The organism is Stutzerimonas tarimensis, from assembly GCF_042648805.1.
GTDB classification, from domain to species: domain Bacteria; phylum Pseudomonadota; class Gammaproteobacteria; order Pseudomonadales; family Pseudomonadaceae; genus Azomonas; species Azomonas tarimensis.
In genome coordinates this window covers 267,768-283,690 of the sequence record NZ_JBHRXZ010000024.1, presented here as the reverse complement: position 1 = coordinate 283,690, position 15,923 = coordinate 267,768, and the positions used below count along the sequence as shown (strand labels likewise).

14 protein-coding genes are annotated in these 15,923 nt (G+C 64.8%); 3 read left to right on the top strand and 11 right to left on the bottom strand.

Annotated elements, in window-relative coordinates; all coding sequences use genetic code 11:
* Positions 1 to 6: 6 nt before the first annotated feature.
* Positions 7 to 597: an exopolysaccharide biosynthesis protein gene (locus ACFOMF_RS15210; RefSeq protein ID WP_386366396.1), complete on the bottom strand. Its 591-nt coding sequence runs from the start codon at positions 595 to 597 to the stop codon at positions 7 to 9.
* A 164-nt stretch (positions 598 to 761) separates the two neighbouring features.
* Between ACFOMF_RS15210 and metE the strand changes: the two genes are divergently transcribed.
* Positions 762 to 3,071 (top strand): 5-methyltetrahydropteroyltriglutamate--homocysteine S-methyltransferase, encoded by a 2,310-nt coding sequence (metE, locus tag ACFOMF_RS15205; protein ID WP_386366394.1) that lies wholly within the window; start codon positions 762 to 764, stop codon positions 3,069 to 3,071.
* Here the strand turns inward: metE and yejK are convergent.
* A complete protein-coding gene (gene yejK / locus ACFOMF_RS15200; RefSeq protein ID WP_386366392.1) occupies positions 3,052 to 4,059 on the bottom strand; it encodes a nucleoid-associated protein YejK in 1,008 nt (335 codons plus the stop codon). The genes metE and yejK overlap by 20 nt on opposite strands.
* Positions 4,060 to 4,180: 121 nt before the next feature.
* Here yejK and ACFOMF_RS15195 point away from each other — a divergent pair, with 121 nt between their 5' ends.
* A complete protein-coding gene (locus ACFOMF_RS15195; RefSeq protein ID WP_386366390.1) occupies positions 4,181 to 5,398 on the top strand; it encodes an MFS transporter in 1,218 nt (405 codons plus the stop codon).
* Positions 5,399 to 5,666: 268 nt separating this feature from the next.
* Positions 5,667 to 5,855: a hypothetical protein gene (locus ACFOMF_RS15190; protein WP_386366388.1), complete on the top strand. Its 189-nt coding sequence runs from the start codon at positions 5,667 to 5,669 to the stop codon at positions 5,853 to 5,855.
* Here ACFOMF_RS15190 and rlmF read toward each other — a convergent pair.
* From rlmF to ACFOMF_RS15145, 9 genes are all read right to left on the bottom strand, one after another.
* A complete protein-coding gene (gene rlmF, locus ACFOMF_RS15185; RefSeq protein WP_386366385.1) occupies positions 5,821 to 6,822 on the bottom strand; it encodes a 23S rRNA (adenine(1618)-N(6))-methyltransferase RlmF in 1,002 nt (333 codons plus the stop codon). The two genes, ACFOMF_RS15190 and rlmF, sit on opposite strands and share 35 nt — an antisense overlap.
* A gap of 64 nt (positions 6,823 to 6,886) precedes the next feature.
* Positions 6,887 to 8,716, bottom strand: a complete 1,830-nt coding sequence (locus ACFOMF_RS15180; protein ID WP_386366383.1) for an SLC13 family permease — start codon at positions 8,714 to 8,716, stop codon at positions 6,887 to 6,889.
* Positions 8,713 to 9,009, bottom strand: a complete 297-nt coding sequence (locus ACFOMF_RS15175; RefSeq protein ID WP_386366381.1) for a winged helix-turn-helix domain-containing protein — start codon at positions 9,007 to 9,009, stop codon at positions 8,713 to 8,715. The genes ACFOMF_RS15180 and ACFOMF_RS15175 overlap by 4 nt, the downstream gene beginning before the upstream one ends.
* Before the next feature lie 69 nt (positions 9,010 to 9,078).
* Positions 9,079 to 10,452 (bottom strand): sodium:proton antiporter NhaD, encoded by a 1,374-nt coding sequence (gene nhaD / locus ACFOMF_RS15170; protein WP_386366379.1) that lies wholly within the window; start codon positions 10,450 to 10,452, stop codon positions 9,079 to 9,081.
* Positions 10,453 to 10,566: 114 nt separating this feature from the next.
* Positions 10,567 to 10,764, bottom strand: a complete 198-nt coding sequence (locus tag ACFOMF_RS15165) for a Wadjet anti-phage system protein JetD domain-containing protein (RefSeq protein ID WP_386366377.1) — start codon at positions 10,762 to 10,764, stop codon at positions 10,567 to 10,569.
* Positions 10,752 to 11,396, bottom strand: a complete 645-nt coding sequence (locus ACFOMF_RS15160) for an ATP-binding protein (protein WP_386366376.1) — start codon at positions 11,394 to 11,396, stop codon at positions 10,752 to 10,754. The genes ACFOMF_RS15165 and ACFOMF_RS15160 overlap by 13 nt, the downstream gene beginning before the upstream one ends.
* 539 nt (positions 11,397 to 11,935) lie before the next feature.
* Positions 11,936 to 12,520 carry a DUF4194 domain-containing protein gene (locus tag ACFOMF_RS15155; protein WP_386366374.1) on the bottom strand — a complete coding sequence of 195 codons (585 nt, stop codon included), beginning with the start codon at positions 12,518 to 12,520 and terminating at the stop codon, positions 11,936 to 11,938.
* Between the two features lie 22 nt (positions 12,521 to 12,542).
* Complete coding sequence (locus tag ACFOMF_RS15150) at positions 12,543 to 12,962, bottom strand: DUF3375 family protein (protein ID WP_386366372.1); 420 nt, start codon at positions 12,960 to 12,962, stop codon at positions 12,543 to 12,545.
* A 51-nt stretch (positions 12,963 to 13,013) separates the two neighbouring features.
* Entirely contained in the window at positions 13,014 to 15,848 is a 2,835-nt protein-coding gene (locus tag ACFOMF_RS15145; RefSeq protein ID WP_386366371.1) for a valine--tRNA ligase, read from the bottom strand.
* Positions 15,849 to 15,923 lie beyond the last annotated feature (75 nt).

The window sequence follows — 15,923 nt, the reverse complement described above, 5'->3', positions numbered from 1 at the left end:
CGAGGGCTAGAAGATTACCCGGGTGAGCGTGTAGACCACGCCGCCGAACACCCCCAGGGCGACGAGGATGAGCAAGCCGTCACGGGCGATCAGCCCAAGGCCGAGCAGGCTCAGGGTGGCACCGGAAATGGTATTGGCCATGGGTATGAACTCCAGCGGGGGCATGGTTATCGCCACCAGCAGGCAGATCACACCGATGAAGCGCACCGCGACGCCGCGGGTGAGAAACACCAGGCGCGGGCGGATCAGCTTGTCGATCCACTGGGCGATGCGAAAGAGGAAGCGCATGGCCTTGTCGAAGCGGCGCCGGGGTGCGCTGCGCTTGAGGATCCATTGCGGCAGCCAGAAGCTGTCGCGGCCAAACAGCATCTGCAACGTGATCAGTATCACCATGACCGCCAGGACACTGGGCAATCCGGGAACCCCCGAGGCTGGCGATAAGGCCAACAACCCCGGCACCAGCAGAAGCATGCCGAAGCTGCCTTGGCCGATCGCCTCCACCATCTCGCGAACCGTAACCGGCCGATCCTCATCGCCGGCCGTTTCCAGGCGTTTGAGCAGGTCGGTCATGCGTTGCGGATCATTGGCGTTGCTCATCAAAAATCGATCTCGCTAGGTTGGCCTGACTACTGACCAGGGAGGCAGGCAATGGCTGCATGAGGAAAATTACTGATTAATACAAATATTATTAGATTTATTCAGGCGACGACCTTCTCCAGAATGCGCGGCATCGTTTAGGCGCTGAATTGGAGAGATATTGCATGGCAATTGCACACAACCTTGGCTTTCCTCGCATTGGCCGCGACCGCGAACTGAAGAAGGCCTTGGAGACCTACTGGCGAGGCGAGATCGACGAGTCCGAGCTGCGCCAGACGGGTGCTGAGTTGCGCGCAGCACATTGGCAACTGCAGCGCGACGCCGGTCTCGACCTGCTGCCTGTGGGTGATTTCGCCTGGTACGACGGCGTGCTGGGTCACTCGCTGATGGTGGGCGCGATCCCCGAGCGCTTTCGCGACGGAGCCGCCGAGCCAACGCTCGACACGCTGTTTGCCATGGCCCGGGGCGTCTCGAGCCATTGCTGTGGGGGCCCCGCCGGGCCAGCCAGTGAGCTGACCAAGTGGTTCGACACCAACTACCATTACCTGGTGCCGGAATTTTCCCTCGAGCAGAGTTTCCAGCTGTCCTGGCCGCAACTCTTCGAGGAAGTCGACGAAGCGCGGGCACTGGGGCACAGGGTCAAACCAGTGATACTCGGCCCGCTCAGCTATCTCTGGCTGGGCAAAGCCCAGGGCTTCGACAAGCTGGAGCTGCTGGAGCGCCTGTTGCCGGTTTACGGCCAGATCCTCGATCGACTGGCAGGGCAGGGCGTCGAGTGGGTGCAGCTCGACGAGCCGATCCTGGCTCTCGACCTGCCGCAGGCATGGAAAAGCGCATTCGAACGCGCCTATCACCTCCTGCAGCGAGCACCGCTGAAAAAGCTCGTCGCCACCTACTTCGGTGGCCTGGAAGACAACCTTGGCCTCGCCGCAGGCTTGCCGGTGGATGGCCTGCACATCGATCTGGTACGGGCGCCCGAGCAGTTCCCGCAGATTCTCGACTGGCTGCCGGCCTACAAGGTGCTGTCGCTGGGCGTGGTGAACGGGCGCAACGTATGGCGCTGCGACCTGGACAAGACACTGCAGGTGCTGAGTCAGGCCGCCGAGCGGCTTGGCGAACGCCTGTGGGTGGCGCCGTCCTGCTCGCTGCTGCACTGCCCGGTCGACCTCCGCCGCGAAGCACCCGCCGAAGCCAACCAATGGCTGGCCTTTGCCGTGCAGAAGTGCGAGGAAGTAGCGCTGTTGGTGCGGGCACTGGCGCAGCCCGACGCCGCCGAGGTTCGCCAGGCGCTGGCGGACAATCGCGCGGTGCTGCAACGCCGTGCCAGCTCCCGGCATATCCACAAGCCCGAGGTACAGGCCCGTCTGGCAGCGGTAGAGCCGCGGCACAGCGAGCGCGCCGCGCCCTTTGCCGAGCGCATCGCCAGCCAGCGCGAGCGCTTGCAGCTACCGGCCTTTCCCACTACCACCATCGGTTCATTCCCTCAGACTCCGGCGATTCGCCAGGCACGCCAGGCCCATCGCCAGGGACGATTGTCGGACGTCGAGTACCGTGACGCCATGCGTGGCGAGATCCGCCATGCGGTGGCCCGGCAGGAAGCGCTGGGGCTGGATGTACTGGTTCACGGTGAAGCCGAGCGCAACGACATGGTCGAGTACTTTGCCGAACAGATCGACGGCTACGCCTTCACCCGCTTCGGCTGGGTGCAGAGCTATGGCTCGCGTTGCGTCAAGCCGGCAATCATCCTTGGCGACCTGCACCGGCCGCGGCCGATGACCCTCGACTGGATCGGCTACGCCCAGACGCAGACCGACAAGCCGCTCAAGGGCATGTTGACCGGTCCGGTGACCATGCTGATGTGGTCATTCCCACGGGAGGATGTCTCTGCTGAACAACAGGCCCGCCAGTTGGCACTGGCGATCCGCGACGAGGTGCAGGATCTGGAGGCAGCCGGAGTGTCGATCATCCAGATCGACGAGGCCGCCTTTCGCGAGGGGCTGCCGCTACGCCGTGCCGGGTGGCAGGTCTACCTGGACTGGGCAGTGGACGCCTTCCGCCTGTGCAGTGCCGGGGTGAGCAACGAGACGCAGATCCACACCCACATGTGCTATAGCGAATTCAACGAAATCATCGAAGCCATTGCGACGATGGATGCCGACGTCATCACCATCGAGACCTCGCGCTCGCAGATGGAGTTGCTCGAAGCCTTCCGCGCGTTCGATTACCCCAACGAGATCGGCCCGGGGGTCTATGACATTCATTCGCCACGGGTGCCGGATAGCAGCGAAATGCTCGCTCTGCTGGAAAAGGCCATCGAGCGCATCCCCGCCGAGCGTCTCTGGGTCAACCCCGATTGCGGGTTGAAAACCCGCGGCTGGGCGGAAACCGAGGCCGCGCTGGCGAACATGGTGAGCGCCGCGCGACAGCTGCGCGAGCGGCACGGGATGGCGGCGGTCATTCCTTGCGACGTTTGAGCTGATCCACCAGCTGGGTCGGCAGTTGGCGGATGATGAGCACGTCCTTGTCCTCGTCATATTCGATCTTGCTGCCCAGCAGGTGCGCCTCGAAGCTGATCGACAGGCCTTCGGCCCGGCCGGTGAAGCGCCGGAACTGGTTGAGGGTGCGCTTGTCCGGCGGGATCTCGGGTGCCAGGCCGTAATCCTTGTTGCGGATGTGATCGTAGAAGGCCCGTGGCTTGTCCTCGTCGATCACCCCGGACAACTCTTCCAGGGTCATGGCCTGGCCGAGACGCGCCTGGCCGCTGGCGTAGTCCACCAGTGCGGAGGTCTTCTCGCGGGTCTGCTCTTCGGACATGTCCTCGCTTTCGACGTAGTCACTGAAGGCCTTGAGCAGGGTGCGGGTCTCGCTGGGCGCATCGACGCCTTCCTGGCAGCCAATGAACTCGCGGAAGTATTCCGAGACCTTCTTGCCGTTCTTGCCCTTGATGAAGGAGATGTACTGCTTCGAGGTCCGGTTGTTCTGCCACTCGGACAGGTTGATCCGCGCCGCCAGGTGCAACTGACCCAGGTCGAGGTGCTTGGTCGGCGCCAGTTCCAGGCTATCGGTGACGGCCACGCCTTCGCTGTGATGCAGCAGGGCGATGGCTAGGTAGTCGGTCATGCCCTGCTGGTAATGGGCAAAGAGCACGTGGCCGCCAGTGGAGAGATTCGACTCTTCCATCAGCGTTTTCAGGTGCTCGATGGCTTGCCGGCTGAAGGCCACGAAATCGCCGCCATCGGCCATGTACTGGGTCAGCCACCCAGAGAAGGGATAGGCTCCGGACTCGTCGCGAAAATAGCCCCAGGCCTTGCCCTGCTTGGCGTTGTAGCTTTCGTTGAGGTCGGCGAGCAGGTTCTCGATGGACTGGGAGTCGGCGAGTTCGGAGTCGCGGGCGTGCAACACGGCGGGGGTGCCGTCGGGTTTCTTCTCGATCAGGTGGACGATGCAGTGGCGGATCGGCATGGCGCTCTCGCGGCGGTAGAAACAGAGGTGCGCCAGTCTACCCGACGTGCTGGCGTGACCGAATGGCGAGTTTCGTGACAGGCCGGGTAGACTGCGGCTTTCCCTGGAGCGGAACTCTGCGATGAACGCCGTGTGGCGCAATTGTGCCTGGATGCTGCTGGGCAGCTCGCTGATCCTTGCCGTATCGCTGGGCGTCCGCCACGGCTTCGGTCTGTTCCTGCCGCCGATGAGCGAGACCTTTGGCTGGGGGCGCGAGGTGTTCGCCTTTGCCATCGCCTTGCAGAACCTCGTGTGGGGATTGGCCCAGCCAGTGACCGGGGCGCTGGCCGATCGCTTTGGCGTGGCACGGATCGCGGCGGTCGGCGCAGTGCTCTATGCCCTTGGCCTGGCGCTGATGGCCAGTGCCGATTCTCCGGCGACGCTGAGCCTGAGCGCCGGCCTGCTGATCGGCCTGGGGCTTTCGGGCACCTCTTTCTCGTGCATCCTCGGCGCCGTCGGACGCGCCGCACCGGTTGAAAAGCGCAGTCAGGCGATGGGCATCGCGGCGGCAGCCGGCTCCTTCGGGCAGTTCATCATGCTGCCCGGCAGCCTCGGTCTGATCACCTGGCTGGGCTGGTCATCGGCGCTGCTGGCGCTGGGCCTGCTGGTGGCACTGATCGTGCCGCTGGCGCTGATGCTGCGCGGTGACCGCCAGCCCGTGGTGGGACAGGGTCCGCCGCAATCGCTTGGCGAAGCGCTGCGCGAGGCCGGCTCGCATTCCGGGTTCTGGTTGCTGGCTTCGGGGTTCTTTGTCTGCGGCTTCCAGGTGGTATTCATCGGCGTGCACCTGCCTGCCTATCTGGTGGACCAGGCGTTGCCGGCCGTGGTCGGGACCACGGTGCTGGCGCTGGTGGGGCTGTTCAACATCGTCGGCACCTACACCGCGGGGCTGTTGGGCGGCTGCTATTCGAAGCCGAAGTTGCTGACCGCGCTCTACCTGATCCGGGGCGTGGTGATCGCTGCGTTCTTCTACGCGCCGCTGACGACGACCACGGCCTACGTCTTCGGCATCGCCATGGGGTTGCTGTGGCTGTCGACGGTGCCCCTGACCAACGGCACCGTGGCGACGCTGTTCGGCGTGCGCAACCTGTCGATGCTCGGCGGCATCGTATTCCTGTTCCATCAGTTCGGTTCGTTCTTTGGCGGCTGGATGGGCGGCTGGCTGTATGACCGGACCGGCAGCTACGACCTGGTGTGGCAGATCTGCATCGCTCTCAGCCTGATCGCGGCGGTACTGAACTGGCCGATCCAGGAAAAGCCGGTATCGCGGCTGGCCGCCCGGGCTGGAGCAGGCGCATGAGGGCGGTGACTGGAATCGGAGTGGCCGCACTACTGGCGCTGGGCTGGTGGGGCTGGCAGCAGGGTGGGCTGGCGCTGCTGCAACTGGGCCTGGGTGTGTGCTAGCGCACACGGCGGGCAATCCGGGGAATCAATTCGACGCGCGTGGCTCCAAACTTGACGAGGCGGCAGGCCCCCAGAGCCGACCGGTGCGAAACGCTGTCGCGCAACCGTAACCGAAGCCCGGTATAACGCCGCTGTAACCCGAGTGTTGATTGGAGTTTCTTTGCATGTCCACCTTGACTGAACTTGCCCAACAGATCGCCCAGCTCTATCCGCTGCAGGACAAGGCTGGCAAGCGCTACCGCGTGGTCGGCGAGCTCGCCGGCATGACCGAGCTCGAAGAAATCAATGGCGAGCCGCGCTATATCAAGACGCGTGCCCTCAAGGACGCCCAGGCCTGGCAGTTGGCTCGCTGACCGGTCCCCAGCGCTCCGCGCGCCAACCTTGACGCTGCGCGCGATCGAGAAAGCTCCAGGCGACGAAACGGCTGCGCTTCTGCCCCTGGCCCATCTCGTGGACTTGGATAGTGTCGGCCTCCAGGCGTTGCAGGCGTGCCTCCAGCCCCGCCACGTTGGTACCCTTGGAAACCAGGGTGCTGAACCAGCAGACCTGCCCGGAAACACCTAGGCTTTCCTCGGCAAGCGCGCCGATAAAGGCTGCTTCTCCTCCCTCGCACCAGAGTTCATTGGCCTGCCCGCCGAAATTGAGTACCGGCAGCTTGCGCCCTGGCGCCTGTTTGCCGAGGTTGCGCCATTTGCGCTGGCTGCCACGTCTCGCTTCGTCGGCCGAGCCATGAAAGGGCGGGTTGCACAGGCTGAGGTCGAAACGCTCGGCCTTGTCCAGCAGACCGCTGAAGATCCTCCGCGGATGGGTCTGCCGGCGCAGTGTGATCTGCCCTTCGAGTCTGTTGGCGCTGATGATGGCCGAGGCGGCGGCCAGCGCCTGGGAGTCTATGTCCGAGCCGGTGAAACGCCAGCCGTATTCGCGCTGGCCGATCAGAGGGTAGATGCAGTTCGCCCCGGTACCGATGTCCAGTACGGTGATCCGCTTGCCGCGCGGCACTGCTCCGCCATTCTCCTCTGCCAGCAGGTCGGCCAGACCGTGCAGGTAGTCGGCGCGCCCGGGAACCGGTGGACACAGGTAGCCGGGCGGAATGTCCCAGTGGCGGATGCCATAGAAATGCTGCAACAGCGCCTTGTTGAAGACCCTGACGGCGGCAGGATCGGCGAAATCGATGCTGCGCTTGCCGTAGGGATTCAGGATCACGAACCCGGCCAGGGCCGGCTCGGTGCGGATCAATGCGTCGAAATCGTAGCGCCCCTGATGAGGGTTGCGTGGATGCAGGGCTTGCTTGTCGGGGCGTGCGGGTCTGGACGAGGTCATGCGTTGGCCAGGTCTGGATCGGGCACACAGTGTCCCACGGCGGCGGGCGGGCTGGAAGCTGTGCCTAGAACGGAAACAGTAGCGGCACCAGGGCGACGCTGACGATCATCACCATCAGGGTAAAGGGGACGCCGATGCGGACGAAGTCGCCGAAGCGATAGCCGCCCGGACCCAGGACCAGCGTGTTCACCGGCGAGGAAATTGGCGTCATGAAGGCAGCGGAGGCGGCCAGCGCGACCGTCATGGCGAAGGGATAGGGTGAGGCACCAAGCTGCTCGGCGGTGCTGATCGCCACCGGAGCCAGCAGTACCGCGGTTGCCGTGTTGGAAATGAACAGGCCGATCATCGCCGTCAGCAGGAACAGGCAGGCCAGGATCGCCCGGGGGCCGGCATCGCCCAGCAGCGTAACCAGCCCGGAGACCGCCAGGTCGATCCCGCCGGTCTTCTGCAGGGCCAGGGCGAACGGCAGCATGCCGACGATCAGCAGCAGGCTCTGCCAGTGGATCGAGCGGTAGGCGCTGTCCATGTCGATGCAGCGAAACAGGCCCAGCAGCAGACAGGCGATGAGCGCGGCGAGCACGTTCGGAACCAGCCCGGAAACCATAAGCGCCACCATGACCGCCAGGCAGAACAGTGCCTGCGGTGCCTTTTGCGCGGCCGGGGCGACATGGTCGACCTCGGCCGGCAGGCTGAGCACCAGAAAGTCCCGGCTCAGGCCCTGCAGGCGGTGGATTGCCTTCCATTCGCCAGCCACCAGCAGCGTGTCGCCCGGCTTGAGTCGTTCATCGACCAGCAACCCGGCGAGCGCCTGACGGTTGCGCCTCAGTCCGACCACGTTCAGCCCGTGCCGGCTGCGAAAACCCAGCTCCTGGATGGTCTTGCCCGGCAGGTGGGAGTCGGGGGGCAGGGTGACTTCCACCAGGCCGAGCTCGCGGGCGTGGACGTCATAGTAGGCGTTCTTCAGGGCGACCGCTTCCAGTCCAAGCTCATCGAAGGCGCCCAGCAGCCCGATCGCCGGGCTGGCGATATCGGCCAGCAGAATGTCGCCGGCGCGCAGCTCGGTGTTGCCGGTGGCGATCAGCAGGCGGTTCTGAAACCTGCCGGGGCGCTCCACGGCGATGACATTGATGCCGTATTCGGCGCGCAATTGCAGTTCGTTGAGCACCGCGTTGGCCAGTGGCGAGCCCTGTCGCACCCGCAGTCGCCGCGCCCGTTCGGCAAGCCGGTATCTGTCGGCCAGGTCGGCCAGGGTCTGCCGGGAGTCTTCGGTGCCGTCCTGATCCTCGGGGCGGGCCAGCCAGCGGCGCACCAGGAGCATGTAGACCAAGCCGGCCACCAGTACCGCCAGCCCGATCGGGGTAAAGTCGAAAAAACCGAAGCCTTCCAGCCCGGCACGGCGCAGCTCACTGCTGACGACCATGTTCGGCGGGGTGGCCACCAGGGTCAGCATGCCGCTGATGAGACCGGCGAAGGCCAGCGGCATCATCAGCCGGCCGGGCGGCAGACGCATCCGCCGCGCCACGCCGAGTACCACCGGAATGAAGATGGCCACCACGCCGGTCGAGCTCATCACTGAGCCGAGCCCTGCCACCGCCAGCATCAGTAACACCAGCAGGCGGATTTCACTGGTGCCGGCGGTGCGCGCCAGCCAGTCGCCGAGCCGGTAGGCGATGCCGGTGCGCACCAGGCTGTGTCCGATGACGAAGAGCGCGCCAATGAGTATCACGCTGGGGTCGCTGAAACCCGCCAGGGCCTCCGGCACACTGAGAACGCCGGCCAGCGGCAGGGCTACCATGGCCATCAGTGCGACCACGTCCATCCGAGGGCGGTTGCGGATGAACAGTGCCACGCAGGTGGCCAGCAGTCCCAGGACCAGTGCCAGTTCGGCGTTCATGGGTAGCCCAGGACCTGGCGGATCATTGGCAGGTTGTGCTCGACCCAGCGCCGATCGATGGCGCCCCAGTCCTGTATGCGGTATCGACCTCCGTTATGGCGCTCGCCATCGGCTTGCTCGAACAGGCACTGGATGTCGAGTTCGGCGAGCGCCGTCAGGGTGTCCTGGGCAGTACGCCGAGGCATGCCGGTCAGTGCGGTGATCGCCGGCACGCTGGTCGCGGTCCCGCTGTCGATCAGCCAGGCGAGATAGAGGCGTCGGTAGAAGCTGGAGCGGGTCTTGCTGATTTCCATGTGCTTGAGCATCCGGGTGGCAGCAAACCATGCCCGGAATGGCGGGGCGGGGCAAGCCCGCCACCTCCCTCAGAGTACATCGAGCAGCAGATAGCTGAGCGCTCCGGCGGTATAACCGAGAAACGCCAACAGCGACACCCGCTTGACGTACCAGAAGAAACTGATCCGCTCCATTCCCATGGCCGCGACGCCGGCCGCCGAGCCGATGATCAGGCTGCTGCCGCCCGTGCCGGCGCAGAACGCCAGCAGCTCCCAGAACACCCCATCCACCACGAACTGGCTCATCCAGGCCGCTTCGGTAGCGTCGGCGCCAGCGATCAGCTCGGGGGAAGCCAGCGGATACATCTTCATCGCGCCAGCCACCAGCGGCACGTTGTCGACCACTGCCGAGAGCAGCCCGATGGCGTAGTTGATCGCGTAGATGTTGCCCATTGATTCACGCAGCAAGGTGGCGATCTGGGTCAGGTGGCCGGCGGTGGCAAGGCTCGACACGGCGAGCAGGATGCCGAGAAAGAACAGCACGCTGGGCGTGTCCACCTTGCGCAGTACACCGACGACCGAGAGCGGATGTTTGTCTTCCTCGTTCTTGTTGCGGTGGATGATTTCGGTGGCCAGCCAGAGCACGCCGAGGCCGAACAGGATGCCCATGTAGGGCGGCAAGTGGGTGACGGTCTTGAACACCGGTACGAACACCAGCGCGCCGATACCCAGCGCCAGCACCAGGTTGCGCTCGAAGGCGGTGGTTGGTTGCCCCTTGTCCTCGCCGATGATCCGGCCCCGCGGGCGCGGTGCCTCGCCCTTGAGGCGGAAGCTGAGAATGATCAGTGGCACCAGCAGGCATACCAGGCTGGGCAGGAACAGGCTGGTGACCACCCCTGTCGCGGTGATCTGTGCACCGATCCAGAGCATCGTCGTGGTGACGTCACCGATGGGCGACCAGGCGCCACCGGCGTTGGCGGCAATCACCACCAGGCCGACATACAGCCAGCGTTCCTGGCGGCCGCGGATCAGCTTGCGCAGCAGGGAAATCATCACGATGGTGGTGGTGAGGTTGTCCAGCGCGGCCGACAGAAAGAAGGTCAGGAAGCCGAGTATCCACAGCAGGTGGACCCGCTTGCGGGTCTGGATGCGGTCGGTGATGACCTTGAAGCCTTCGTGGGAGTCGATCAGCTCGACAATCGTCATGGCGCCGAGCAGAAAGAACAGGATTTCGGCGATTTCGCCCAAGTGATGACGCAACTCCTCGACCACCAGCCCACGAGCATCGCCTGCATGCAGTGCGCCCTCGACTGCCGGGATCAGGTGGTCAGCGCCGAGCACCAACAGCGTCCAGCTCACCGCCGCGGTCAGCAGCGCCGAGGCGGCCTTGTCGATGCGCAGGGGATGCTCGAGCGCGATCGCCAGGTAACCCGCCACGAAAACCAGCGCCATCAATGCATACATGGTGAACGCGACCTGTCAGTTGGAAAAAGTAACCGATTATGACAGGCGTTTCGGACGGCCGAACAGGGGCTCTGATCAGGCCCTTGGCGCTATTGGCCTGCTGCCTACGGGTTGCTACCCGAGGCCGGCTGGCGAGTAGCTGGGGCTGGTGCCGATAGTGGCAAGTGCGGCCTGCAACCAGCCGAAGCGCACATGCTCCTGCTCTAGGCGGACCCGCCGTGCGGGCGCGCCATCGCTATGTTGCAGTCGGTCTTGACGAAGATCGTCGTAGAGCAGCCTCTCCGCGGCGCTGAGGCGCGTCAGGGTCGACACGCATCGCTTGTCCTCCGGTTCCTGGCCCCACAACCCTTGATGCTCTCGCTGCGCGCCAGTTCCCGACTTTTGGCTTCAAGTTCATTCCGCCACTGGCGCAGCTCCTGCTCCAGGCTGCGCAGGTTGTCCTGCAGGGCGCGCAGGGTGTCCGAACGGGTCTCCAGCTCCCGGCGCTCGTCGTCCAGGCGCTGTATCTCCAGCAGCAGCGGACGCCAGTCCAGCGCCTGGAAGTCCTGGAGCACCGACAGCTGATTGAGCAGCCCCAGCCGCGCGTCCAGCGCGCTCTGGCGTTGTTGCAGGGCAGCGATGCGTGTGGAGAACTCGCCGATACGCAGCTTGTAAAAGCCCAGCACGTAGGAACGCAGGGTGCGCTCTTTGGCCTCGGCGCCGGCAGCCTTGTTGTAGGCGATCTTCTGTGCCGGCACCAGCAACGTGGTCACCGCATCCACAAGGGTCGACTTGCCCGAGCCGATGTCGCCGGTCAGCAGGGCGTTGTCGCCGCCCACCGGAAAGCGCCACACCCGCCCGTGGAAGGTGCCCCAGTTGTAGACCTCCAGGGCATGCAGGCTAAACCCGGCGCGTGCGTCGGATTCGGCGAAGTCGAGCAGGGAAAGCGGTTCGGGCGTGTTCATGGCGGGCTCGGCGGTCTGTGGCCTTGGGGTGCGATGAAATGGGTTGAGGCCTGGGGCTGGATCAGGGCAGGGTAATCCAAGGGTTCCTGTGCAGTCTTCGGCGCTGCTGTCGGCTTACGCTGCGCTAAGCCGACCTACGCTGGATCAGGGCAGGGTAATCCAAGGGTTCCTGTGCAGTCTTCGGCGCTGCTGTCGGCTTACGCTGCGCTAAGCCGACCTACGCTGGATCAGGGCAGGGTAATCCAAGGGTTCCTGTGCAGTTTTTGGCGCTGTTGTCGGATTACGCTGCGCTAAGCCGACCTACGCTGGATCAGGGCAGGGTAATCCAAGGGTTCCTGTGCAGTCTTCGGCGCTGCTGTCGGCTTACGCTGCGCTAAGCCGACCTACGCTGGATCAGGGCAGGGTAATCCAAGGGTTCCTGTGCAGTCTTCGGCGCTGCTGTCGGCTTACGCTGCGCTAAGCCGACCTACGCTGGATCAGGGCAGGGTAATCCAAGGGTTCCTGTGCAGTCTTCGGCGCTGTTGTCGGATTACGCTTCGCTAATCCGACCTACCGGGTGCTGTGCACGGTATTCGGCCAGGCGCTGATCGAGTTCGTTGAGCCACTGGGCGTCCACGAACGCCTTGGGGATGCGGCGCACCTCGTAGCGCTCCTCGTCGCCGCGCAGCCGGCGCAGGAAGCCCAGCTCCACCACCCTGGCCACCTGGGCGTAGACGGTCGGCCAGTTTGGCTTCGTTGCTGCCCTCTTCGAAGAACAGCCTGAGCATATCGGTCAGCTGTTCGCGGCTGACGATCAGCCGGCTGTCGGCACCAGAGGCGTCGAATTCGGCCATGCGCTTGCGCAACAGGGCCAGCAGCAGGCTCACCGGGTAGCTCAACTGGCGCCTGGGAATGAGCCGGGGCAGGGCGGCCCCGCCGGCGTCCTCGGCTGTGCGCTGACGCAGGTAGGCGTAGCCTTCGGCCTCGTCCAGAACCAGCTCGAGGCCCAGTACACCGAGGTAATCGCTCGCTGCGGCGTGGCGATCGAGCAGGGTCTGCCAGAGGCCGGGGTCATCCTCGCGGTAGAGCACGCCCTTGAACAGGGCGATCAGCAGCTGCGAATAAGGCAGTTCGGTATCGGTCATGGCGGTCACTGGCTGAAGACGATCAGGGGGACGCTGGCAGCAGCTCGACCACTGCCAGCAGTCGCGACTCGGTGCCGACGAACTGGCGCTTGCCGAGGCTCGCCAGCCACTCGATGGCTTGCTCGCTGGCAGCGGTGAGTTCGAAGTGGGCCTCGTCGTCGTCGGGTGGATAGTACTTGCGCAGCCAGCCGTTGGCGTTGTCGGCCCAGTGGTCGAGGTATTCGGCGGCCGGGCGCGGAAACAGCGGCTCGTCGCTGTCGCGGTTGAGATGATAGAGCAGGTCGTCGAGCCGCGAGGCGAGGCTGTGTTCGCCGACACTGCGCAGGTTGGGTTCGACGAAGGTGCGCTGCAGAAAGCTGACGATCAGCGGCGCATGGTCTGCGCGGAGCAGGCGCCAGGCGGGGTGATGCTGGCGCAGGGCGACCAGTTCGCGATAGTCCATGGGGTTGGCCCGAAAGCACCGCGGCGGCCCTAAGCCGCCGCGGGTGGGAGGTTACAGGCTGGCGATGCGCCCGCGCTGTTCGGCCAGCCTGGCCCGGGCCTGCTCGGCTTCGGCCAGTTTGGCGCGTTCCTTGTCGATCACCTCGGCGGGGGCCTTGGAGACGAAGCCCTCATTGGACAGCTTGCCGCCGACCCGCTTGACCTCGCCTTCGAGCTTGGCGATTTCCTTGTCCAGACGCGCCAGTTCGGCGTCCTTGTCGATCAGGCCGGCCATCGGCACCAGCACTTCCATCTCGCCTACCAGTGCCGTGGCAGCCAGTGGCGGTTCCTGATCGGCCGGCAGCACGGTGATGGTTTCGAGCTTGGCCAGCTTTTTCAGCAGTGGCTCGTTTTCGGCGAGTCGGCGGCGGTCGGTATCGTCGGCGTTGCGCAGCACCAGGTCGATCTTCCTGGCCATGGAGATGTTCATCTCGCCGCGGATCTGCCGCACGCCGAGCATCAGCGCCTTGACCCAGTCGATGTCGAACTCGGCCTGTTCGTCGATACGGTCTTCGGTGGCGTCCGGCCAGGGCTGGAGCATCAGAGTCGGGCCCGACTTGGCGGCCAGTGGCGCGACGCGCTGCCAGATCTCTTCGGTGATGAAGGGCATGAAGGGGTGGGCAAGGCGCAGCGCGGCTTCCAGCACCCGGACCAGGGTGCGGCGTGTGCCGCGCTGGCGTTCGGCCGAGGCGTTCTCATCCCAGAGCACCGGCTTGACCAGCTCGAGATACCAGGCGCAGTACTCGTCCCAGACGAATTCGTAGAGGGCCTGGGTGGCCAAGTCGAAGCGGAAGGCTTCCAACTGGCGGTTCACTTCCAGCTCGGTGCGCTGCAGGGCGGAGATGATCCAGCGGTCCACCGAGGACAGCTCCACGGGTTCGTCATTCACGCCCGTGTCCTTGTCTTCGGTGTTCTCGAACACGAAGTTGGCCGCGTTCCACAGCTTGTTGCAGAAGTTGCGGTAGCCCTCGACCCGGCCCATGTCGAACTTGATGTCGCGGCCGGTGGAGGCCAGCGAGCAGAAGGTGAAGCGCAGGGCGTCGGTGCCGTAGCTGGCGATGCCTTCGGGGAACTCGGCGCGGGTCTGCTTGGCGATCTTCTCGGCGAGCTTGGGTTGCATCATGCCGCTGGTGCGTTTTTCCAGCAGGGTATCGAGCTCGATGCCGTCGACGATGTCCAGCGGATCCAGCACGTTGCCCTTGGACTTGGACATCTTCTGGCCCTGGGCATCGCGCACCAGGCCGTGGACGTAGACGGTCTTGAACGGGATCTGCCCGGTCAGGTGAGTCGACATCATGATCATCCGGGCGACCCAGAAGAAGATGATGTCGAAGCCGGTGACCAGCACGTCGGTGGGGTGGAAGGTCTTGAGGAAGTCGGTCTGTTCCGGCCAGCCCAGGGTGGAGAAGGTCCACAGCCCAGAGCTGAACCAGGTGTCCAGCACGTCGTCGTCCTGGCGCAGGTCGACGTTGTTCGGCACGTTGTAGCGACGCCGCGCCTCGGCCTCGTCACGGCCGACATAGACATTGCCGGCCTCGTCGTACCAGGCCGGGATGCGGTGGCCCCACCAGAGCTGGCGGCTGATGCACCAATCTTGAATGTCGCGCATCCAACTGAAGTACATGTTCTCGTACTGCTTGGGCACGAACTGAATCTGGCCGCTTTCCACGGCGGCGATGGCCTTCTCCGCCAGCGGCTTGGTGGAGACGTACCACTGGTCGGTGAGCCAGGGTTCGATCACGGTGCCGGAGCGGTCGCCGCGTGGGACCTTCAGGGCGTGGGCGTCGATCTTTTCCAGCAGGCCCATGCCTTGGAATTCGGCGACGATCGCCTTGCGCGCGTCATAGCGGTCCATGCCGGCGTAGCCGTCCGGCAGGCTCGGGTCGACACGGTCGTTGGGCGTACCGTCGACATGAAAGACCTGGGCGCGGGCCAGAACCCTTGCGTCCCGGTCGAAGATGTTGATCAGCGGCAGGTGGTGGCGCTTGCCGACTTCATAGTCGTTGAAGTCATGGGCCGGGGTGATCTTCACGCAGCCGGTGCCGAATTCTCGATCGACATACTCGTCGCCGACGATGGGGATCAGCCGGTTGACCAGCGGCAGCATCACATGGCGACCGATCAGGTCCCTGTAGCGTTCGTCTTCGGGGTGAACCGCGATCGCCGAGTCACCGAGCATGGTTTCCGGACGAGTAGTGGCGACCACCAGATAGTCCAGTCCTTCACCGGTGCGGGCGCCCTCGGCCAGGGGATAGCGCAGGTGCCAGAGGTGGCCCTTCTCGTCGTGGTTTTCCACCTCCAGATCGGAGATGGCGGTGTGCAGCTTGGTGTCCCAGTTGACCAAGCGCTTGCCGCGGTAGATCAGGCCGTCCTCGTGCAGGCGCACAAAGGCTTCCTTCACCGCTTCGGACAACCCCTCGTCCATGGTGAAGCGCTCGCGGGACCAGTCGACCGAGGAGCCCAGGCGACGGATCTGCCGGGTGATGGTGCCGCCCGACTGCTCCTTCCATTCCCAGACCTTCTCTAGGAACTTCTCGCGACCCAAGTCATGCCGGCTCACGCCCTGCGCACCGAGCTGGCGCTCCACCACCATCTGGGTGGCGATGCCGGCGTGGTCGGTCCCCGGCTGCCACAGAGTGTTGCGGCCCTGCATGCGGCGCCAGCGGATCAGCGCGTCCATGATGGCATTGTTGAAGCCGTGGCCCATGTGCAGGCTGCCGGTGACGTTCGGCGGCGGGATCATGATGGTGTAGGGCTCGCCCGAGCCCTGGGGCGCGAAGTAGTCTTTCGACTCCCACTCGTTGTACCAGTGGGATTCGATGGCATGCGGCTGGTAGGTCTTGTCCATGCGGGGCGGGAAACCTTGGAGAATCGAGGTGAAAAGGGGCGAGTATAAAGGCAAAGCGCGTGGGCCGGGACCGCA